Here is a 21,696-nt window from a genome sequence, read left to right as displayed (position 1 = left end):
TCTAGAGTATCTCGATGTATAGATAATGGTCCAATGGAAGCATTTTGGGGGATGTTAAAATCAGAAATGTATTACCTAAAAAAATTTAATTCTTATGAAGAGTTAGAATCTGCAGTTATTGATTATATAGAGTATTACAACAATCACCGTTATCAGAAGAGACTTAATTGTATGACACCAATAGAATACCGAAACCATATTTTAAAACAAGCATCATAAAAAAATGACATCAACCATAATTAAATGATTGATGTCATAGTGATTTTTATTTTTTCCACTGTCTACTTGACAGGGGCATGTTCAAATAACACTAGTGCTTTTTTATTTGTTTTAATTTAAGTAAATGTGTATTTTCGGGAAAAATCGACTATAAAAATATTCTTATAAATAAAATTAAAATTTAAATGAAAAAAATACTTGTGTTTGTTATATAGCTGTGATAAAATACTTTTCAAACTATTTGTCGAATTTGAATAAAAATTGAAAAAATATGGATGGGAGGATAATATGAAAAAAAATCAATTGAAAAAAGACCTTGGGCTATTACCTGCTTTATCTATAGTTATAGGAATGGTCATAGGGTCAGGTGTATTTTTTATGCCGACAAAAGTGTTTGGTGCAACAGGAGCTCCAGGGCTTGGAATAATAGCGTGGATACTTGGAGGACTTATATCAATAGCAGCTGGACTTACTGCCGCTGAAGTGTCTGCTGCTATACCTAAAACAGGAGGAATGATAACTTATTTAAAAGAAACTTATGGAGATATATGGGGATACCTTTTAGGTTGGGCTCAAACGTTAGTTTATATTCCGGCTACAATGGCTGCTCTTGGAATGATATTTGCTACACAAGTAGTGTTGTTAATGGGAATAAATGAAAAAATGATTCCTGTGATAGGAATAGGAGCAATTATATTTTTAACTATTATGAACTTGTTAGGCTCAAAAACAGGAGGAATGATTCAAACTATTTCCACTATATGCAAGTTGGTACCTTTATTTGCAATTATAGTTATAGGATTTATAAAAGGAGATAGAGGAGTAGCTAGATTATTTCCAATTACAATGGCAAATAAGCCTTTTGCCACTGCACTTGGTTCAGCGCTTGTTGCTACTATGTTTGCTTATGATGGATGGATAAGTGTAGGAAATATGGCTGGTGAGATGAAAAATCCAGGTAAAGATTTACCTAAAGCGATAATAGGTGGTTTATCGGTAATTATGCTCGTTTATGTTGTGATAAATATTGCATATTTATTTGTGTTACCAGCTGAAGTACTTGCATCAACTCAAACTCCTGCAACGGAAGTTGCAAATATAATATTTGGAGAAAATGGCGGGAAAATAATAACAATAGGAATTCTTGTATCTATATTTGGGACATTAAATGGTTTTATATTAACAGGGCCTAGGGTTCCTTATGCCATGGCTGTTGAGAATAAATTACCTGCAAGTAAATGGTTATCTAAAATTGATCCTAAGTTTAATACTCCGATAAATTCAACTATATTACTTTCAATACTTGCAATTATATATACTTTATCTGGAAATTATGGACCTCTTATAGACTTATTGGTATTTATAATATGGATATTTTATGTTTTAACATTTATAGCTGTATTTGTTCTTAGAAAGAATAAACCAAATATTTATAGACCTTATAAAGTACCATTGTACCCTGTAGTTCCTATTTTAGCTATTATGGGTGGATTATATATTATAGTAAATACTTTGATAACTCAACCTAAAAATTCATTTTTGGGAATTATAATTACTTTAGTAGGAGTTCCTATATATATGTTTAGAAAAAACAAATTTGAATCAGTAGAGTAAATCAAAAGACTGGCTGTGCAGCCAGTCTTTTAAATTGCTCTTATTTTAAAAATAAATTGCATATTTTTATTTAGGACAAGCACAATATTTATATAAATTAAATACTATAAAAGTAGGTTAAAATTATGAGAATGAATATTAATTGAAAGAGGTTGATGTTATGGCTGGAAATTTAAAGAGAGTATTTCCTGGAGGAAACACTTCAGAGGGGTTCTATTCTTATTACGATTATTTAATTGAACATGATGCAAACAGAATATTTGTTATAAAAGGTGGACCTGGAGTTGGTAAATCTTCTATGATGAAAAAGATAGGACATGAAATGGTTAAAAAAGGATACGATGTAGAGTTTCATCACTGTTCATCTGATAATAATTCTATAGATGGAATAGTTATACCTAAGCTTAAAATTGCAATGGTAGATGGAACAGCACCTCATATAGTAGATCCTAAAAATCCAGGAGCTGTAGATGAAATTATTCATTTGGGAGATTATTGGGATTTGGAGAAAATGGAAGCGAATAAAGAAGAAATTCTAAAATCTAATAAAGAAGTAGGAAGATTATTTCAAAGAGCTTATAAATTTTTAAGAGCATCTAGACCGGTGGTTGAAGATATAATTGATAAATACAAGGAAGCCATGGATTTTGGAAAAGTTAATATGCAAACATTGGAACTTATTGACGAAGTGTTTAAAAATGTTGATGTAAGAGAAAAAGTAGGAAAAGAAAGACATTTATTTGGAAGTGCAATAACTCCAAATGGTTATGTTGAATATACAGATACAATTTTAAACAATATAGAAAGAATATATTATATAAAAGGTGATATGGGAACTGGAAAGTCAACATTACTTGAAAAAATATACAAGGAAGCAATATTGAGAGGATTAGATGTAGAAGTTTATCATACTCCTTTAATCCCTCAAAAAATTGAAACTATATTAATTGAAGGGATTAATGTTGCTTTTACAATAAGTAATATGTATACACAAAATAATTATAAAACTGTTGATTTAGATGAATATATAAATGGCGATATAATAGATAAATACAATGAAGAAATAGATTATGATAAAAAAATGTTAAACGAATTATTAAAACAGGCTATTTTAAATATAAATAAAGCTAAAAAAGAACACGATGTTATGGAAAAATATTACATTCCAAACATGGATTTTGAAGAAATAGAAAAATGTAGACAAGAAATATTAAATAGAATACTGACTTATGAAAGATAGTAATTTTTAGACCATAATATTGTTTTAAAACAATATTATGGATTTTTTTTTATTTAATGTTCATTATAAAATGCGACACTACTTGACAAAATATAAATAAACATATAAAATTATATTAAATACTCTAGGGGGGTATATAAGGAGGTAAAATATGAAAGTAAATATAACTGAAAGTGCTAAAAAAGAACTTAAAAGCACTTTAGAGAAAAAAAATACGCCAAACCATCCGATAAGAATATTTATACAAGCTTTTGGCTGAGGCGGTCCAGTTTTATCTATAGCTCTGGATGAGCCAAAAGAAGAAGATACTATAATAGAAGAAGCAGGATTTAAATTCTTAATAGATAAGGACCTTTCAACAAGTATATCACGTGTAGATATTGATTATTCAAATTCTTGGTTTAGAAGAGGATTTAGAATAACATCAGACTTAGGTTCTGGAAGTTGTTAAGAAGAAAGTCCCGTATTGTTTTAAAACATTACGGGGCTTTTATATTAACTATATAGTATCTGGATCTTTTTCAAAATAGACTCTTTTGCATTTTGTTTTATGTTCCGTTATTAAATTTTCCATTTCATCTATACAATTGTTTATTTTTTTGAATATTTCATGAGGTATATTATAGTAGAGATATAAGTCTTCAAAATGTCTTAATGTATTATTGAATTTTTGGTTAACATTTATAAAATCTTTAAAAACAGTAGAATTAGATGCATTTTTGAATTGGTTTATATCGTGTTTTATTACAGATATAATTTCATCTTTATTTGGATAAGTTCCTATATTCATAGGATATGGAGATATTCTCTGCAAAAAGTAGTTTTCAGAATTATTTATATGATATATGTATTCTACTAGAGTTCCTTTTATATCAAATTTGACATAGCACATTATTCCTTTGATGATTTTAACATCTCCTCCCATTTGATTTAACAACATTTCGTGTTTAGACATTTCGGTTTTTAAATAAGCGTGTTTCATGACGCAGCACCTCCCTTATATTTATTATATTGTAAATTTTATGAAATTATATACTTATTTTTAACATAAAAGACATAAATTTTTATGTTGTAAATTGAAGAATAGATTGTAGCTTAATGTACAATAAATAAAAAAAATGATATAATTTAAATATTAAAAATTTATGCATAGGAGTTATGTAGTATGTTTTTATTATTTCAAGGAATAAATTTAGTTATATTATTTTTAATTTTAGTTATTCCAATAGTGGGTACTTATTATTTGATAAAGCACTTAAAAAATAAGGAAAGTAATAAGGATGAAATTTTGGGTAGAATACTTCTTTTAGAAAAAAGAGTAAAAGAGATTGAAGATTATATAAAGGATTCAGAGTAAAGTGGGAGGGGTTTTATGAAAGGTACAGTTGTTTCAACTTGGCTTAAAACTTGTAGAAAAATATACAATGATGAAGTGGTGAATAAAGCCATGGAAAGTTGTGGATTGAGCAGAGATAAGACATTTTCTCCTATTGAAGATGTTGAAGATTCACTTGTTAATAATATTATAAGTAATATAGCTAAAGAGATTAATGCTGATTTATCAGAAGTATGGAAAAGTATAGGTGTAGATAATATAATTACATTTACGAATGATTATCCAGCTTTTTTTAAACATGAAAGTTTATACCAATTTTTAAAATCTATGAATGATGTTCATACAATTGTTGTTAAAAAAATACCTGGTTCAAGACCACCATTACTAGATTTAAAACCGATATCAAAACGAGAAGCAATATTTGAGTATAGTTCTAAAAGAGGGATGTTTGACTATTTTTTAGGATTAATTGAGGGAGCTGCAAAGTATTATAATGAAAACATAAAAGTAGAAGAGTTAGAAAAAAATTCTTCACAGTTAAAAATAAAGATAACATTTGAAAAAGAAATATACAATAAAAAAGTGTTTAAATTAAATAAAATTATGTCTTTTGGATTTATAAAGGATATACATGTAAAAACTTCTATATTAGCTATATTAATATTTGTAGTATTTAGTTTACCGATTAATTTTTTATCAAAAGAATGGATGTATTATTTTTCTCCCGTAATAGCATTTTTGAGCTTTTTAATTTCATCTAAAATGATTAATAGACCTATGAATACAATATTAGAAGAACTTAAAAATATAAAATCACATAATTATATTGAAGTTGGAGATTTGATATCAAATGATATATATGAAGAAATATACAATACTTTAAATGAGTATAAGGATATTATAAGAAAAGATTTTGTTGGATTTAAAGGTCTTACTGATGAAATGAATACATTTAGTGATAATTTAAATACAATAGCGAATAAGATGGATTATACATCAGAAGAAATATCAAATGTAGTAGAACAGGTTGCAACAGCTGCAATAACTCAGGCTGAAGAAACTGAAAATGCAGTAAATCTTTTAAATGATAATATTAATGGAATAAAAAATATAGCAAAAATGGAAGATGAAAATAAACAAGAACTTGAAAATTCTGTTAGCAAAATAGAGCAGAGTTATACTCATGTAAAAGCTACAACAGATAAGTTAAATGATATATTAAAAAGTTTTGAGAAAATAAAAGAAAATAGTGTAAATCTTCAAAATAAAGCTAAAAATATAACTGATGTAGTTTCTATAGTATCTTCTATTGCGTATCAGACAAACTTATTAGCATTAAATGCTTCAATAGAAGCGGCAAGAGCTGGGGAGCAAGGTAGAGGATTTGCAGTTGTTGCTGATGAAGTAAGAAAACTTGCAGAGCAATCTCAAGATGCTGTAAGTAGTATAAATGATAATTTATTGGAATTTATAGGAGAAATAGACAATTTAGTATCTGATGTTGCCATGGAATTTAAGGTGTTAGAAGAAGAAAATTATAGACTTAATGAGGCTGTATCGGAGAGTAGTGTAGCAAATGAAACAATAAAAGAAGTTGCTAATAAAATGATAAAGACAGCAGAATATCTTCAAAAGGAAACTGATTCTATATCATCTATTTTTGAAAATATGGAATCTTTAGCGGCGATAGCTCAAGAAAATTCTGCTTCATCTGAAGAAGTAAGTTCAAGTGTTACTACTTATACAGAGGAAATTAAAAATCTTACAAGAAGTATTACTGAATTTAAGAAGATTATAGAGAATTTTAGAGAAGATATAGATATATATAGAATTTAATGATAGTAAAAAAGTCCTAATGTTAGTGTCGAAAACATTAGGACTTTTTGTTGTTCTGATAATGTAAAATAGTAAAAAATGTCTAAATTATTAAATGAAAGTAAATTTTCAAAAAAAGATGACGTAAAATAGGATATAATGTAAAATATAATAAATAAACAATTTATAGATAGCCAGGGAGGGGTAGTATGAAATTAAAAATGAAAAAAAGCTCTATAAAATTTAAGATTACGGCAGTATCTTTGGTTGTATTATTTTTTACAATATCTGTATTAACAGTATTGTTTGTTAAAGCACTTAATAATTCAATGAAAAAACAAATGAAAGAAGATGGGATGGCTTTAGTAGAACAATTAGCTTATGAAATAGAAAATAGTAATTTAGCTGTAGAGGAAGTGGATAATCTTTTGAAAGATAAGGTGATAGGAGTAGCCCATTTGATAGGTAAAAACAAAAATATTTCAAATGAATTTTTGTCTGAAATATCAAAATCTATAGGGGTTTCAGAGATAAATGTAACAAATCCAGAAGGAATTATAATTTATTCTAATTTAGTCGGAAATATAGGATATAAATATCCAGAGGATCACATAGTTAGGCCTTTATTAGCAGGAGAGAAAAAGGAAGTAATAGAGCCTGTAAGAAAGAGTAAACTTTCACAAGATTATTATAAGTATGGAGCGGTAGCTTTAGATAATGGAGGAATTGTTCAAGTAGGTATAATTGCAAATAAAATAGAAAGTATAAAATCAAATATAAATGTACAATCTATAATTAAAAAAATCGGTGAAAAAGAAAATGTTGTGTATGCACTTGTAATAAATAAAAACTTAAAAGCAATAGCACATAGTGATAAAAGCAGAATAGGAATAGAATTAACAGATGAAGGAAGTAAAACTGCTGCAGTAGATGGAAAACCATATTCTTCAGAATATATGTATAAAGGAACATTACCTGTTTATGATGTGTTGTTGCCTTTGTATAAAAATGGAAATCACATAGGTGCAGTAGATATAGGCTTATCTATGAAGAATTTGGAATTAGCATATAGGACGATATTAATAAAAGCTTTGATTGTAGCTTTATTATCATTTATAGTTGGAGGATTTATATTAATAAGATTAATAGGTAGAATAACTAATCCTCTTAAGGATTTTGCAGAAATTTCAAATAAAGTTGCAGATGGGGATTTAACTCAAAATATTGAAATTAAGAGTAATGATGAGATTGGAGTACTTGCAGTTAGTTTTAATAGAATGATAGAAAATTTAAGAGATATGACTAGTAAAATTCAAGAAGTTGCAATTAATGTATCATCTTATTCTCAAGAGTTACTTGCAGCAAGTGAGCAAGCTTCAACAGTTTCGGAACAAATAGCCATATCAACTCAGGACATAGCTGAAGGAGCTGAAAACCAAGCTAATGCTACTAATGATGTTTTAAGTAATATTAAAGAAGTTGTAACTAGTATGGATAACATAAGAGAAGAAGTTAATATGCTGGTAAATAATGCAGATAATACAAGTAAAATAGCAACAGAAAGTAGACAAAAAATGGAAAATATGATAATGCAAATAAATGTTATAAAGGATAGTGTGAATTATACTTCTAATGTAATGAATGATTTAGATAAAGCATCTAATGAGATTGGAAATATACTACAAGTAATAAATGATATATCAGAACAAACAAATCTATTAGCATTAAATGCAGCGATTGAAGCTGCTAGAGCTGGGGAAAGTGGAAAGGGATTTGCTGTTGTTGCTGATGAAATTAGAAAACTTGCAGAGCAATCGAGAAAATCAGCAGATCAAATAAGAGAGTTAATAACAAAAACTCAAGAAAATACTAAAAAAGCGCTTGTTTCCATAGAAGAAGGTAATATGGAAGCTCAAAAAGGAGAAGTAATAGTAGAAGAAGTAGGAAATTACTTAAAAGAAATATTGGGTGCTGTTGATCTTACAAAGGAAAAATTATATGTAGCTAATGAAAATGTGGTAAATTCGAACGAAAAAGCACAAAGTATAGTTAATTTTGTTCAAGAAATAGAAAGAATAGCTACGGATTCAGCTGCTAATACGCAAGAAGTTGCAGCATCAAGTGAAGAACAATCAGCTACTATAGAGCAAATAACAAGATCTGTAGAAGAATTATCTAATATGGCAAGAGGACTTGAAGAAATTGTTAAAAAATTTACATTAAATTAAATGATAAAAAAGGTGATTTCTGTATTTAACAGAAGTCATCTTTTTGTATTTGCTTTATTAACTTCAAAATTGTATTATATAATTAAATATATAGCAAATGTAAGGAGTTAAAAATATGAAAAATAAATATTGGATTATGGTAGTATTTACTTTGTTTTTAGGTATATCTATAGGTATACAGACAAAAGGCGATTATAATCAAGTGCGGGAACTTTCTTTTTATGGCAGACAACTTGTAGAGGAGATAAATAAAACAAAACAAGAAAATAGAGAACTTCTTCTAAAAAAAGAATATTTAAATTTACAAATTGATATATTGGAACGAAATAAGTTGAAAGATGAAGTGGTTAAAAATTTAAAAGAAAGTGTAGATAAGTTGAAAATGATTTTAGGATATAAAGATGTTCAAGGGCCTGGAATTATAATTAAAATAGATACTAATGAAGATATAAATTTAGGGGAGTTAATGGAAAGTAGAAGTTTTTTAGTTCAATTAGCAAATCAAATTAAAACATATGGAGGAGAAGTTATATCTATTAATAATCAGAGAATTACTTCGTATTCAGAAATAACTTTAGCGGGAGAACATATAAATATAAATAATGTACCTATAGTTCAACCGTATGAAATAAAAGTAATAGGAGATAAAAAAATGTTAAGTGATAAATATATAAATGATGAAAATTTTTTGATTGATACTATGAAAAAATACAATTTAAGTGTAGATATAACGACAAGTGATAATATGATTATCAAAAAATCGGAAAGAGAAAAAAATTTGAAATACATTAAGGTAAAGAGTGGGGACTGATATGATGAAAGATAAGAAATTAAAATTAGGGGAATTGTTGGTGTATGCTGGAAAAATAACAGAAGAACAGTTAAAAGAAGCTTTAAAGGAACAAAAAAAATACGGTAAAAAATTAGGACAAATACTTGTAGATAAAAACATTATAACTGAGGAAGAAATTATAGAAGTATTAGAATTTCAATTGGGAATTCCTCATGTGATTTTAGATAAGTTAATTATTGATGCAGAAATTCCTTTGTTAATTACAGAAAGTCTTGCAAGGAGATATACTTTAATACCTATAAAAAAACGAAATGGAAAGCTTGTTGTAGCCATGGCAGATCCACTCAATATATTTGCGATAGATGATGTTAAAATATCAACTGGAATGGACGTAGATCCAGTTATATGTTCTGAAAGAGAGATACTAAATGCAATAGATCAGTATTATGGCAAAGAAATAGCTGAAAAAGCAATAGAAGATTTTAAAAAGCAATATAATGTTGATAACATACACGATTTAGATGAAGAAATACTAAATGATATCAATAATGCTCCAGTTGTAAGACTTGTGAATTCTATAATAAAACAAGCAGTAAAAGCTAAAGCAAGTGATATACACATAGAGCCATTTGAAGATAATGTAAGGATAAGATTTAGAATAGATGGAGAGCTTCAGGAAGTTATGACTTCTGCAAAATCAACACATTCAGCCATAGTTACAAGAATTAAAATAATGGGTAAAATGAATATTGCAGAAAAAAGACTTCCACAAGATGGTAGAATAGAAATGAGTATAGATAGACAAGATGTAGATCTTCGTATTTCAGTACTTCCAACAGTATTTGGCGAAAAAATAGTTATAAGGCTTCTTGATAGAAGTTCGTTTTTGCTTTCAAAAGGTCAGTTAGGATTTAATAGTAGTAATTTAGAGAGATTTGATAAATTAATTAAAAATCCAAATGGTATAATACTTATTACAGGACCGACAGGAAGTGGTAAAACTACTACACTTTATACAATATTAAGAGAATTAAATACAGTAAATAAAAATATAATAACAGTGGAAGATCCAGTAGAGTATAAGTTAAATGGCGTAAATCAAGTTCAGGTAAATAACAAAGCTGGGCTTACTTTTGCAAATGGTCTTCGTTCAATTTTAAGACAAGATCCAGATATTATAATGATAGGTGAAATAAGGGATCGTGAAACTGCTGAAATTGCAGTAAGAGCATCTATAACAGGACACCTTGTTATAAGTACAATGCACACAAATGATGCACCGTCTACAATAACTAGACTTGTAGATATGGGTATAGAACCGTATCTTATATCGGCATCAGTTGTAGGAGTAGTGGCACAGAGATTAGTTAGAAAAATATGTGATAAATGCAAAATTTCTTATACTCCTAGTGAAAAAGAAATAAAAATACTGGGTTTAAAAGAAGGAGAAGTTCTCTATAAGGGAAATGGATGCGTACACTGTTATAATACAGGGTATAAAGGAAGAATATCTATTCATGAAATAATGCACATAAATAAGAATATAAGAGCTTTAATAGATAAAAAAGAAAGTATAGATAGTTTGAGAAAAACATCAATAGATGATGGAATGATAACTCTTAGAGAAAACTGCAAGGGATTGGTAATAAATGGAATTACGACTATTGACGAATTTATTAGGGTAACATATACTAATGTTTAGGTGATGGTATGAATATTTATGATTTATTAGAAAATACTATTCGATTAAAGGCATCAGATCTCCATATAACAGTTGGATATCCTCCTGTTATGAGGATAAATGGGAAACTTATTAAATATGGGGAAGAAATACTTTTACCAGATGATAATTTAAAATTAGTAAAGCAAATATTAGATGAAGAAAGATTTCAAAAATTAGAAGAAAAAGGGGAATTAGATACTTCGGTTTCTTATCATAAATTAGGAAGATTTAGAGTAAATATATTTAAGCAAAGAGGAACTTATTGCATGGCTATAAGATCTGTAGCTCTTAATATACCTTCCATGGGAGAGTTAGGCCTCCCACCAGTTATAAAGGATTTAGCTAATAAACAAAGAGGACTTATACTTGTAACTGGTCCTACTGGAAGTGGAAAATCGACAACTCTTGCATCTATTATAGATTATATAAATAAAAATAGGAGTTGTCATATATTGACATTAGAGGATCCTATAGAGTATTTGCACAGACATAATAAAAGTATAGTAAATCAAAGAGAAATAGGAACAGATTCTAAATCATTTGCAAATGCATTAAGAGCATCTTTAAGACAGGATCCAGATGTAATATTGGTTGGAGAAATGAGAGATTTAGAAACTATATCAATTGCTCTAACAGCAGCAGAAACAGGACATTTAGTTCTTTCAACACTTCATACAATAGGAGCTGCTAAAACTATAGATAGAATAGTTGACGTATTTCCACCACATCAACAACCACAAATATTGGTTCAACTTGCAGCGGTTCTTGAAGGGGTTATATCTCAGCAGTTGATACCTAAGGTGGATAATAGCGGGAGAGTAGCGGCGCTTGAAATAATGGTAGTAACTACGGCTATAAGAAATCTTATAAGAGAAGGAAAAACCCATCAAATACAAACATCTATACAAACAGGAACGAAATTTGGAATGCAGACAATGGACAGTGCTTTAAGTAATTTATATTTAAGAGGAGTTATATCTAGAGAATCACTTTTAACTTATGCAGTAGATAAAGAAATAGTTAGTAGATATACGGGAGTTTAATGCAAAGAGGTGAATAAATGCCGAGTTTTAAATATACTGCTATAGATAAGAATGGAAAAAAGATAGATGGAAAATATACTGCAAATTCTAAAGAAGAAGTTTTGTCAATGCTTAGGCAAAACAAATTGTATCCAGTAAAAGTTGAGGAATATATCGGAAGTAGAGAAATAAGATTTTCTGATATTTTTGGAAAAATAAAGATTAAGGATATAGCTGTTTTTTGTAGACAGTTTTATACTTTATTGAATGCGGGAGTTACAATAATTAATTGTCTAGATATATTGAGAGTTCAAACTGAAAATAAAAAATTTGCAAAAATTATAGGTAATATTCATGATGATGTTCAAAAAGGACTTACATTTTCAGAAGCATTGAAAAAGCAAAAAGATACTTTTCCAGACCTTCTTATAAATATGATAGAAGCAGGGGAAGTAAGTGGTAATTTAGATGTAATAATGGAAAGAATGGCTTTTCATTATGAAAAGGAAAATAAAATTAATAATAAAATAAAGGGTGCCATGGCGTATCCAATTATTTTAAGTATGGTAGCTATAAATGTTGTAATATTTTTATTGACATTTGTAATGCCAACATTTGTTGGAATGTTTGAAAGTAGTGGAGTACAACTTCCACTTCCTACGAGAATATTATTAGGTGTAAGTAATAGTATAAAAAATTATTGGTATATATATTTTATGACTTTAATCGTCATGATTTATGGTATAATAAAATATACAAAAAGTGATAGAGGAAAGAAATTTTGGGGTATTATTAAATTTAGGATACCAGTAATTAAAGGATTAAATCAAAAGATAATAACATCTAGATTTACAAGGACATTATCAACATTATTATCAAGTGGAGTTCCTTTGATACAATCGCTTGAAATAGTATCTAAAATTGTTGGAAATGTGATTGTAGAAAAGGGAATACTCGAAGCTAAAGAAGAGGTCAGAAAGGGTATAGATTTAGCTACTCCTATTAAAAATATTGGAGTATTTCCTCCCATGGCAACTTCTATGATAAAAATAGGAGAAGAATCAGGTTCGCTTGATGAAATACTGGAAAAAACAGCAAACTTTTACGATGAAGAAGTAGAAACGGCACTTGAACAGTTCACAAAGCTTTTAGAACCGCTTATGATAGTTGTAATGGCTGTAATTGTAGGGTTTATTGTTATAGCCATGGTTCTTCCGATGTTTGATATGATGAATACAATTGACATCTAATAAAGGGAACTATGAAGTATCTTCTGTATTTGGGCACCTGGAAGATATGGAGTTAGTGGTGCAACCGACCGCCAAGTATTAAGCAATTTATTTGTTTAAATATTTGGTTTTTTTTTTTATATTATTGAAAGGAGGTGAAAACGTGTTAAGAGCAATTCAAAAGAGATTAAAAAATAAAAAAGGTTTTACTTTGGTAGAACTGATTATAGTTATTGCTGTTTTAGGAATTTTAGTAGGTATAGCTGTTCCTAAATTTAGTGGTATTCAAGAAAATGCAAGAAAGAAAACTGACATAACTAACGCTAAAATGATATCAGATGCTATTTCTGTTTTGTTGGCTGAAGGTAAAATAGATGCACCTTCTTCAAGTATAACATTTGAAGTTGTTAGTAAGAAACAATCAGCACCACAGAATGGTTCGCTTTCTGCAGAACAACAAATACAAAATGCTTTAATTGATTATCTTTCGGATATTCCAAAAATTAAATCTAATGGAAATTCTCATAAAGATGATTCTTTTTATGTAACTATTGAAGAAGGCGCAAAATCTGTAAAGGTATTGGATGCAGAAAATAAAGGAATAGAAATATATCCACAAACAGATGATAAGTATGAGTAATTTATAAGTAAACAGTGATTAGCCATGGCAGGCTAATCACTTAATATTATATATTTTAAAGGAGAAATATATGAGATTTATAATATTCACCCTAGGTCTACTCATAGGTTCGTTTTTAAATGTATGTATATATAGAATACCAATAGGTAAATCTATCGCATATCCGCCATCTCACTGTCCAAAATGTAGAGCAAATTTAAAGCCTATTGATTTAATCCCGCTAATAAGTTTTTTATGGACAAGAGGTAGATGTAGGTATTGCAGTAATAAAATTTCTATGAAATATCCTTTAGTTGAAATATTAAATGCTGTAATTTATTTAACATTATATCTTAAATTTAGTCTTTCCATTTTATTTGTAAAATATTCAATTCTTTCAAGTATTCTTATAGTAGTTTCATTTATTGATATTGAGCGTGAAATTATACCAGATGAAATCGTAATATTTGGACTTATATATAGTTTTGTACTACATACATTATATAACTTTAAAGGTAATTTGTTAAATGGGACAATAGGACTAGTTATAGGTGGAGGAATATTTTTAATTATCGCACTAGCAACTAATGCAATGGGTGGTGGAGATATTAAGCTTATGGGAATGTTAGGATTTATTTTGGGATATAAGAATATAATTTTAGTAACATTTTTGTCATTTATAATAGGAGCAGTTGTTTCTTTAGTATTGATAGCTTTAAAAATAAAAGGAAGGAAAGATTTTATTCCTTTTGGGCCATTTATAGCCATGGCGACACTTGTAACTGTTTATTATGGTAGTGAAATTATAAGTTGGTATTTAACTAAATTAATAATTTAATGGAGGGAATTATTTTGTTTGGTAGTAGAGTTTTATCTATAGATATAGGAAATAAAAATACGAAAATTGTTGTAGGAAGACATCAAAAAAATAGCGTGTTAGTTGAAAAAGCCATGGTGATTGAAACTCCTATTAATTCATACAGAGATGGAAATATATTAGATATAGATAGTTTAAAAGTAGTTATAAGAGAAGTTTTAAGCAGAGAAAAAATAAAGACTAAAAAAGTAATTTGTACGGTACAGTCTACATCTATTATTACAAGAGAGATAGTACTACCTGTTGCTAAAAAGGAAGAAGAAATGAAAACTATGGTACAGTTTGAGATAGAACAGTACTTACCTATTATATTTGATGATTATGTAGTAGAATATAAGATTTTAGAAGAATTCACAGAAGAAGGTATAAAAAAAGGGAGGATACTTGTTGTAGCACTTCCAAAAACAATAGCAGAAGATTATTTGAAATTGATAAATGAATTGAAATTAACTCCATTAGCTTTAGATGTAAGCTCAAATGCTATATCTAAACTTTACGAGTCTAATGTAAAAATTAATTTAGAAAATTACAGTTATGATAAAACTGTTTCTGTTATAGATATAGGACACAATTATTTGAATTTAGATATAATTTCTAGAGGTATACTACAGTTTAGTAGGATAATTAACATTGGAAGTAATGATATAGATATTAATATTGCAAATACATTTAATCTTTCAATAGAAGAAGCTGAGAAGAGAAAGATAGAAGATGCTGTATTAGGCAATACAGAATTAAGTGAAAACAATCTTATTTCATCTCAAATATTGAATGATACTTTAATGAGTAGTATTGATGGCTGGATACAGGAGATTAATAGAATATTTAAGTATTATTTAAATAGAAATAGAGAAAACAAAGTAGAAGAAATACATTTACATGGAGGAGGTTGTGAAATTAATGGATTGTTAGAGTACTTTGAAGAAAAATTGAATATTCCAACTCTTAAGATAGAGAGTATGTCAAATATTAAATTAAACAAAACTGTAAGAGATATTGAAATTAACAGATATTTAAATTGTATAGGCTCAATTATACGAAGGTAGGTAGGGAGATATAATGAAAGACTTTAATTTTTTTTCACCGTATATAGATGCTAATAGAACTTCGAGGAAAAATATTTTGGTAGGAACTTTAATTTTCGCATTATTAATAATCACTGCGTCTTTTTTTTCAATATGGACAAGCATAAAAATGAAAAATTTAGAAAAAGAAAAATTATTTTATGAAGAATATTTAAATTCAAAGGATGTAATTAAAAAGGTAAAAGAAATAAATGAAAAAAAGAGAAAAATAGAAGTTATGAAAAAATACTACAATTTGGTAACTGATATTAATTTAAAAATGGAAAATGCAGACAAAATAAACACTACATTAATGAGAGAGGTAGAATCTTGTTTACCTCAAGATGTATTTTTTAAATCTATAACTGTAAATGGTTTAAGTGTTCAGATAAAAGGAGTATCGAAAAGTAGAACATCTGTGGCAGAACTTGAACATGAATTGAAAGATTTAGAGATATTTGATTCAGTTCATGTTTTTAATATAAATAAAAAATCAAGTGAAGAAAATGAAGAATTTAAAGACTTCACATTCACCGTAAAATGCACAATGAAAGGCGGTGAAATGTAGTGAAGTTGACAAAAAGAGAAAAAGTAATGCTTATAATTTTAGGGGGGTTAATTATCATATGGGGTTATTATAAATTGATATTAAATCCCAAACTTGAAAAATTAAATCAGCTTGAACGAGAAGTTATTGAAGAAAGGACTAATGTTGAAAAAATAAAAATTGAAATATCTCCAAATAGTCCTGTGTATAAGGAATTTAAAATTATAAATGATAAAGTAAGTAGAAGTACAAAATACTTATTTCCAGTTATAAATCAAGAAAAGATAATAGTAATTTTAGATGATTTATTAGCTAAATCTAAATTAGATGCTACATCAATTAGTTTTTCTGAAATAGGTGTAAATGAAGTTGATGTAAAAAAATCAGAAGAAAAAAACAAAGGTTTTTTAATAAAAAATTTAGTAGAAGAATATAAAGGTAATAGGAAAAAAGAAATATCTCAAACAAATAATGATAAAGACAAAAATTTAGAAGAAAAAGATAAAAATGAACTTGAGAAAATGACTGTTACAATTAACTATAAATGTAAGTATAAAAATATAATAGACTTTATAAGTAAATTAGAGGGATATGATAAGAAAATAATAATAAATAACATATCGATATCTAGCGTTAATAAAAGCGAAGAAAACAATGAAAATGAAGTGAAAGGGAGTATTTCTTTAGATTTTTATTCTCTTCCTAAAATTCATAAACAAGATGAAGAATATCTAAAATGGGATTTTAATAGCGGATATGGGAAAAACGATCCTTTTGTTCCATATGCAGGATATTCAGAATATACTAGTGGTAAAAAATTTGAAAGAAATGATTTTATTATGACTGTAAAGCCTATATCTTCTGATCTTCCTACTGTTATATTGGGGAGAGCCATGGATAAGTTAGGTAGAAGTTATGTATATGCAGACAATCCAGGATTTGAAGATGTAGAATTTCAGTTAATACAAATTGGCAAAAAATATTATTATAAATATAAAACTCAACAAGAAAGTTATCCAAATAATTATGAAAGTGACATGATAGAGTTTAATCCCCATGGCACAACAGTAAATCTCAATATAGTAAGTAATAAGAGGAATAGTGAAGAAGATAATAGTGGGGTAAATTTATCTTTGATTAATAAAACAAATTTAAAGTTAAATGTAAAAATAGATTATGAAGATGATAAAAAACCGAGGGTGAATATTGTAAATAAGATTGGAAATGTCAAGGTGATAAAATGATAAAATCTAACAAAGGCTTGACTTTAGTGGAGATTATAGTAAGTCTTGCGATACTTGGTATTATTATAGCTCCACTTTCATCTTTATTTGTAAGTACAATAAAAATAAATAAAGATTCAGAAAATAGAATGAAAGCTGACTTGTTGGCACAAAAGTATATGGAAGAAGAAAAACATAGTGATGTAACTGGAGAAAAAAATGAAACAATATCAGATGGAGATTTTCAAATAAACAAGAAAGTAGAAAAGTATGGCTCTTACAGCATACAAAAAGGAGAAGGATTTAATACTAATTGTCAAATAGAAGTTGAAATTGAAAATGGAAAATTGAATTTCAAAGGAGATAATTCAAATTCATTTGAATTAGAAAATAATAAACTAATTCAATTAGAAATTAAAAAGGATGATGGAAGTATAATTGTAGACTTTAAGCATGATTCCAGTACAATAAAAAGCTATAATATGACTTTAAATGAAGATATCAATATAAAGTTAAATTGTAAAGAAAGCAGTAAAGTAACTTTTGAAATTAACGCTTTAGAAGGTGTAGCAACTAAAGTATATATTGTAAAATCCATTGACAGTAATAGTGAAATTGAAGTAATTAATAAAAAAGGAAATGTTTATGTATATAGAAATATTTACGATGATTCGGCTAAGAGAGATGAAGAAACATGGGTATATAAGATTACTATAACAGTATTAAAGGATAATGAAGAATTAGTTAAATTAGTAGGATTAAAAAGGATAGATTAGGGGTAGATAGTTATGTTAAAAGTTTTGTTGAAAAATAAAAAAGGATCTACCTTGATAATGGTATTGATGAGCCTTTCTGTATTGAGTATATTGGGAACTGCAATAATTTCTTTAAGTGTAATGAATTTAAAATCTAAAATAGTAGATAAAAAAATAAAAACATCATTTTATTTATCGGAAGCAGGACTTGAAGAAGCTTATGCAATTATGATGAATGAAGTTCAAGAAGGAATAAAAAAAGGTAATGAAGAAGTTGAAAAGGAGTTAAAGGATTTTATAAAAAAGGAAAAATTAAAAGAAAGCGAAGGGGATTATAATAGTCCATATCTTAATTCAGATGGCAGTGTAGATGAAGAAGCAATAAAGTCTAAATTAGAAGAGTGGTTTAGACAAGGATATGCTAGACATTTAAATAATCAGTTGTTGAAAAAAATAAAAGATGGAGATAATTATTCGGAGTTAGAAAGTAGCATGAATCCATCAAAACCAAAAATAAGAATAGAAGAAAAAAAAGAGTTTCCACAAAATCCAGATGAGGAGTCGAAATTTGAAATTACATTGATTTCAAATTTTACTCATGATAATATACAAAAACAAATTAAAAGTAAATTTTTGATATCAATTCCTAAGTACAATAAACCTTATTATATAAAAAGTGAGAAAGTTAATTTAAAAGAAAATGTACTTTGGACAAAAGCTTTGATATCTGAAAAAGATATACTTGTAAAAGGAAATAATGTAACTATAAATGGAGATATATACGCTTACGGAAATACTATTAAAGATATTAAAGAAAGAGGTATTGCAGTAAAAGGAAAATTAACTGTAAATGGAAATGTATTTACAGATGGATATTTTCAAACAAAAGAAAATGGTTCAAGTATAACTGTAAAGAATGGAGACGTATATTGTAAAAGTTTAGTAATACCAGATGAACAAAGTGGTTGTAATATTATGATAAATGGAAATGTGAATACTTATGATGACATAGAATTGAATGGAAAAAAATCGAGTATTACAATAAATGGCAATTATTATGGGTTTTCGTATGGTTCAGAAGGTCATGATAAAAGTAGTAGTATAATTATAAATAGTGATGATATAGGTGCTGGTTCGAGTATAACAATTACAGGAGAAGGGAAAGGAAAAAAATACTATAAGGAAGATGGAAAGGGAACTTTTATAGCGGGAACTGTGTATATAGATTTGGATAATGAAGATTATCAGACGGGAGAAAGTGTATCTGTAAAAGGAAATTATAGAGCGTATTCAGAAAAGTTAGGGGAAAGTACATTTGAATTTGATGGTAAAGAATATGGAGAAGATGATATAGAGTTTAGTTATTTTTCTCCTTTGTATTTGATGAATAAAATAAAAGAAAAAACAAATAGATTATATGAACAGAGAGGAAAATATTTAAAAGCAATATATGATAAAAACAATTCAATAATAAATTTAGGAAATGGAGCTATAGATATTCGAAATGTAAAATACAGCCTTGGAGATTATATAGAAAAAGGAAATGGAATTGATAAATTGAAAGTAGGTTCTTTTAATCATCTTGATTATACTACTGTCTTTGATCAAAATCTTAAAGAGTATAAATATTATGTAAATAGAATGGGTGATCCACAAATAGAAGATTATTCAAATTATACTGATATAGATGAAAAATTGACTATAGAAGATAGGTTTGATTTTAAGGATATTAAGCCTAGTTCTAATAATATGATTTTAAAAAAAGATGAAGAATTGTTTTTTTCTAATTCAGATGCAGATAAGAGTATTTCAATAATAGGTATTAATTCGCAAAATTCTATAACGGGAACATATAATGTAGAATTAAAGGATACAAATTTAAAAGGGATAATAATTACAAAAGGAGATGTGTATATATCGGGAGAAATTAATTTTGAAGGTGTGATAATAGCTGGAGGAAATATATATATACAAGATGATAATCCAAAAATATTTACTAATAAATACAGTGGAAATTTAGCTAATAATTACGTTATAAAAAAAGTATGTGAACATAAGGAGAAAGATGGTATTCAAATAGGAGATTTGTTTAAAGATATAGGTGATAAAGAAATTGATGTTGTATATAATGCAGAGATTGGAGTAAATGATGATGTAAAAACTTATTACAGATTTTCAGATTTAATAAAAATAAAAGAGTGGAAAAAGATAAAGTAAAAATTTATAAGAAAGGTTGTAAAATATGAAATCTCTTAAAAATATAAGAGGATTTACTTTGATAGAATTGCTTATAGTTTTAGCTATAGCTTCAATAGTAATTGGAGCTGTGAATTCTTTTTTTATATCAAATTATAAGCTTTTTTATAGAGGTAATGATCAGATAATTTTACAAGATGAAGTACAAAAGGCTATGGATGAAATTATAGATAAGGCCATGGAGACTGAGGGGGTATTAAGTGCAAAGGGGAAAAATAATGAAGATATATCAAATAGTAGTGAAGAATATGAAATAAGTAGCATTACATTTGAGAGAAGTGAAGGCGATTTGACTATTGAGTATGATGATAATTCTATATATTATAAATACAATTCACAACCGAGAGTTAAAATTGCAAAGCATATAGATTATTTAAAAATAGAGCCTATTTTAGAAAATTATAAGAATTGTAAAGGAATAAGAATTGTTATTGAGGGAAGTAGGGGAAAAGCTATTGTGAAAGTTGAAGATTATGTTTATTTTAGAAATAAGGAGGCAGTAAAATAGTTAAGAAAACATTACAAAACTTTATAAAAACCCCTTGGTTTTTAATAATATATAGATTGTAATAATATCAAGAAGTGATTTTATTTGCTAAATTAATTGGAAAAACAGAGCAAACTTTAAGAAATTGGGATAAAATATGAGTAAGAATTAGTGCTAAACTTCAAGGTGAAAGAGTTAACAAAGTCAAGAAGATGATTATGGAGTTGACTAAAGATGATTAGAGGATTAATTATAAGATTATATCCGACAAAACAACAAGAAGTTTTAATGTATAAACATATAGGTTCAATGAGATTTGTTTATAATTGGGCATTAGCAAAGCAAATAGAAAATTATAAGAAATATGGTAAAAGATTATCAGTTACAGAATTGGGAAAAGAACTTACTAAATTAAAAAAAACAGAAGGATATAAATGGCTTTATGAAGTATCCAATGCAACTTTAAAAGAAGCTATTAGAGATTTAGATAAAGCATACGAAAACTTTTTTAATGGTAGTGGTTTTCCTAAATTCAAGAGCAAGAAAAAATCGGAACCTAAATTTTATTCAAGATATGACAAAATATACTTTAAAGAAGATGTTGTTAATCTTGAAAAAATAGGGAAAGTAAAATATAAAGCAGACTATG

20 protein-coding genes and 1 riboswitch are annotated in these 21,696 nt (G+C 27.5%); of the genes, 19 read left to right on the top strand and 1 reads right to left on the bottom strand.

The window, feature by feature from the left end:
- The 3 genes from BUA19_RS09995 to BUA19_RS09985 all read left to right on the top strand — a co-directional run.
- Nucleotides 1–219, top strand: a 219-nt coding sequence (locus BUA19_RS09995) for an IS3 family transposase (RefSeq protein ID WP_143145421.1), incomplete at its 5' end; no start/stop codon positions are given.
- Between the two features lie 288 nt (nucleotides 220–507).
- Nucleotides 508–1,833, top strand: a complete 1,326-nt coding sequence (locus tag BUA19_RS09990) for an APC family permease (RefSeq protein WP_072726118.1) — start codon at nucleotides 508–510, stop codon at nucleotides 1,831–1,833.
- 160 nt (nucleotides 1,834–1,993) lie between these two features.
- Nucleotides 1,994–3,073, top strand: coding sequence for a PRK06851 family protein (locus BUA19_RS09985; RefSeq protein ID WP_072726116.1), 1,080 nt, complete (start codon nucleotides 1,994–1,996; stop codon nucleotides 3,071–3,073).
- Between the two features lie 499 nt (nucleotides 3,074–3,572).
- Here the strand turns inward: BUA19_RS09985 and BUA19_RS09980 are convergent, their stop codons facing one another.
- Complete coding sequence (locus BUA19_RS09980; RefSeq protein ID WP_072726114.1) at nucleotides 3,573–4,055, bottom strand: hypothetical protein; 483 nt, start codon at nucleotides 4,053–4,055, stop codon at nucleotides 3,573–3,575.
- Between the two features lie 183 nt (nucleotides 4,056–4,238).
- Between BUA19_RS09980 and BUA19_RS09975 the strand changes: the two genes are divergently transcribed.
- From BUA19_RS09975 to BUA19_RS09900, 16 genes are all read left to right on the top strand, one after another.
- Nucleotides 4,239–4,430, top strand: coding sequence for a hypothetical protein (locus BUA19_RS09975; RefSeq protein ID WP_072726112.1), 192 nt, complete (start codon nucleotides 4,239–4,241; stop codon nucleotides 4,428–4,430).
- A 15-nt stretch (nucleotides 4,431–4,445) separates the two neighbouring features.
- Nucleotides 4,446–6,245 carry a heme NO-binding domain-containing protein gene (locus BUA19_RS09970; protein WP_072726110.1) on the top strand — a complete coding sequence of 600 codons (1,800 nt, stop codon included), beginning with the start codon at nucleotides 4,446–4,448 and terminating at the stop codon, nucleotides 6,243–6,245.
- 188 nt (nucleotides 6,246–6,433) lie between these two features.
- Nucleotides 6,434–8,452, top strand: coding sequence for a methyl-accepting chemotaxis protein (locus tag BUA19_RS09965; protein WP_072726108.1), 2,019 nt, complete (start codon nucleotides 6,434–6,436; stop codon nucleotides 8,450–8,452).
- Between the two features lie 115 nt (nucleotides 8,453–8,567).
- Nucleotides 8,568–9,263, top strand: coding sequence for a DUF881 domain-containing protein (locus BUA19_RS09960; RefSeq protein WP_072726106.1), 696 nt, complete (start codon nucleotides 8,568–8,570; stop codon nucleotides 9,261–9,263).
- Nucleotide 9,264: 1 nt separating this feature from the next.
- Nucleotides 9,265–10,947, top strand: a complete 1,683-nt coding sequence (locus tag BUA19_RS09955) for a GspE/PulE family protein (protein ID WP_278280467.1) — start codon at nucleotides 9,265–9,267, stop codon at nucleotides 10,945–10,947.
- 8 nt (nucleotides 10,948–10,955) lie between these two features.
- On the top strand, nucleotides 10,956–12,011 hold the full coding sequence (locus tag BUA19_RS09950) for a type IV pilus twitching motility protein PilT (RefSeq protein WP_072726104.1): 1,056 nt from the start codon (nucleotides 10,956–10,958) through the stop codon (nucleotides 12,009–12,011).
- A 17-nt stretch (nucleotides 12,012–12,028) separates the two neighbouring features.
- Complete coding sequence (locus tag BUA19_RS09945) at nucleotides 12,029–13,240, top strand: type II secretion system F family protein (RefSeq protein ID WP_072726103.1); 1,212 nt, start codon at nucleotides 12,029–12,031, stop codon at nucleotides 13,238–13,240.
- A riboswitch (cyclic di-GMP riboswitch) is annotated at nucleotides 13,236–13,319 on the top strand. (Overlaps the previous gene by 5 nt.)
- A 63-nt stretch (nucleotides 13,320–13,382) precedes the next feature.
- Nucleotides 13,383–13,859: a type II secretion system protein gene (locus BUA19_RS09940; protein WP_178137492.1), complete on the top strand. Its 477-nt coding sequence runs from the start codon at nucleotides 13,383–13,385 to the stop codon at nucleotides 13,857–13,859.
- Nucleotides 13,860–13,929: 70 nt separating this feature from the next.
- Nucleotides 13,930–14,676 carry a prepilin peptidase gene (locus tag BUA19_RS09935; protein WP_072726101.1) on the top strand — a complete coding sequence of 249 codons (747 nt, stop codon included), beginning with the start codon at nucleotides 13,930–13,932 and terminating at the stop codon, nucleotides 14,674–14,676.
- 14 nt (nucleotides 14,677–14,690) lie between these two features.
- Nucleotides 14,691–15,761, top strand: coding sequence for a type IV pilus assembly protein PilM (pilM, locus tag BUA19_RS09930; RefSeq protein ID WP_072726099.1), 1,071 nt, complete (start codon nucleotides 14,691–14,693; stop codon nucleotides 15,759–15,761).
- 13 nt (nucleotides 15,762–15,774) lie between these two features.
- Entirely contained in the window at nucleotides 15,775–16,347 is a 573-nt protein-coding gene (locus tag BUA19_RS09925) for a PilN domain-containing protein (RefSeq protein WP_072726097.1), read from the top strand.
- The gene (locus BUA19_RS09920) at nucleotides 16,347–17,570 is read left to right on the top strand and encodes a hypothetical protein (protein WP_072726095.1); all 1,224 of its coding nucleotides are present in this window, start codon (nucleotides 16,347–16,349) and stop codon (nucleotides 17,568–17,570) included. Before BUA19_RS09925 ends, BUA19_RS09920 begins: the two co-directional genes overlap by 1 nt.
- The gene (locus tag BUA19_RS09915; RefSeq protein WP_072726093.1) at nucleotides 17,567–18,325 is read left to right on the top strand and encodes a type IV pilus modification PilV family protein; all 759 of its coding nucleotides are present in this window, start codon (nucleotides 17,567–17,569) and stop codon (nucleotides 18,323–18,325) included. The genes BUA19_RS09920 and BUA19_RS09915 overlap by 4 nt, the downstream gene beginning before the upstream one ends.
- Nucleotides 18,326–18,337: 12 nt before the next feature.
- Nucleotides 18,338–20,521, top strand: a complete 2,184-nt coding sequence (locus tag BUA19_RS09910) for a hypothetical protein (protein WP_072726091.1) — start codon at nucleotides 18,338–18,340, stop codon at nucleotides 20,519–20,521.
- A gap of 25 nt (nucleotides 20,522–20,546) precedes the next feature.
- Nucleotides 20,547–21,068 (top strand): PilW family protein, encoded by a 522-nt coding sequence (locus BUA19_RS09905; RefSeq protein ID WP_072726089.1) that lies wholly within the window; start codon nucleotides 20,547–20,549, stop codon nucleotides 21,066–21,068.
- A gap of 213 nt (nucleotides 21,069–21,281) precedes the next feature.
- On the top strand, nucleotides 21,282–21,696 hold a 415-nt coding region (locus tag BUA19_RS09900), incomplete at its 3' end, for a helix-turn-helix domain-containing protein (RefSeq protein ID WP_178137491.1).

Source organism: Tepidibacter thalassicus DSM 15285 (genome assembly GCF_900129915.1).
In the GTDB taxonomy this organism is placed as follows: domain Bacteria; phylum Bacillota; class Clostridia; order Peptostreptococcales; family Peptostreptococcaceae; genus Tepidibacter; species Tepidibacter thalassicus.
The sequence above is the reverse complement of the archived record's forward strand: the minus strand, read 5'-3'. Positions and strand labels throughout refer to the sequence as shown.

Excerpts from the sequence above, each read along its gene's own strand:
- BUA19_RS09945 (WP_072726103.1), top strand. The coding sequence starts at position 12,029 with ATGCCGAGTTTTAAATATACTGCTATAGATAAGAATGGAAAAAAGATA.
- BUA19_RS09935 (WP_072726101.1), top strand. The coding sequence starts at position 13,930 with ATGAGATTTATAATATTCACCCTAGGTCTACTCATAGGTTCGTTTTTA.
- BUA19_RS09910 (WP_072726091.1), top strand. The coding sequence starts at position 18,338 with ATGTTAAAAGTTTTGTTGAAAAATAAAAAAGGATCTACCTTGATAATG.
- BUA19_RS09965 (WP_072726108.1), top strand. The coding sequence starts at position 6,434 with ATGAAATTAAAAATGAAAAAAAGCTCTATAAAATTTAAGATTACGGCA.
- BUA19_RS09975 (WP_072726112.1), top strand. The coding sequence starts at position 4,239 with ATGTTTTTATTATTTCAAGGAATAAATTTAGTTATATTATTTTTAATT.
- BUA19_RS09985 (WP_072726116.1), top strand. The coding sequence starts at position 1,994 with ATGGCTGGAAATTTAAAGAGAGTATTTCCTGGAGGAAACACTTCAGAG.
- BUA19_RS09950 (WP_072726104.1), top strand. The coding sequence starts at position 10,956 with ATGAATATTTATGATTTATTAGAAAATACTATTCGATTAAAGGCATCA.
- BUA19_RS09915 (WP_072726093.1), top strand. The coding sequence starts at position 17,567 with ATGATAAAATCTAACAAAGGCTTGACTTTAGTGGAGATTATAGTAAGT.
- BUA19_RS09955 (WP_278280467.1), top strand. The coding sequence starts at position 9,265 with ATGATGAAAGATAAGAAATTAAAATTAGGGGAATTGTTGGTGTATGCT.
- BUA19_RS09980 (WP_072726114.1), bottom strand. The coding sequence starts at position 4,055 with ATGAAACACGCTTATTTAAAAACCGAAATGTCTAAACACGAAATGTTG.
- BUA19_RS09905 (WP_072726089.1), top strand. The coding sequence starts at position 20,547 with ATGAAATCTCTTAAAAATATAAGAGGATTTACTTTGATAGAATTGCTT.
- BUA19_RS09960 (WP_072726106.1), top strand. The coding sequence starts at position 8,568 with ATGAAAAATAAATATTGGATTATGGTAGTATTTACTTTGTTTTTAGGT.
- BUA19_RS09990 (WP_072726118.1), top strand. The coding sequence starts at position 508 with ATGAAAAAAAATCAATTGAAAAAAGACCTTGGGCTATTACCTGCTTTA.
- BUA19_RS09925 (WP_072726097.1), top strand. The coding sequence starts at position 15,775 with ATGAAAGACTTTAATTTTTTTTCACCGTATATAGATGCTAATAGAACT.
- BUA19_RS09970 (WP_072726110.1), top strand. The coding sequence starts at position 4,446 with ATGAAAGGTACAGTTGTTTCAACTTGGCTTAAAACTTGTAGAAAAATA.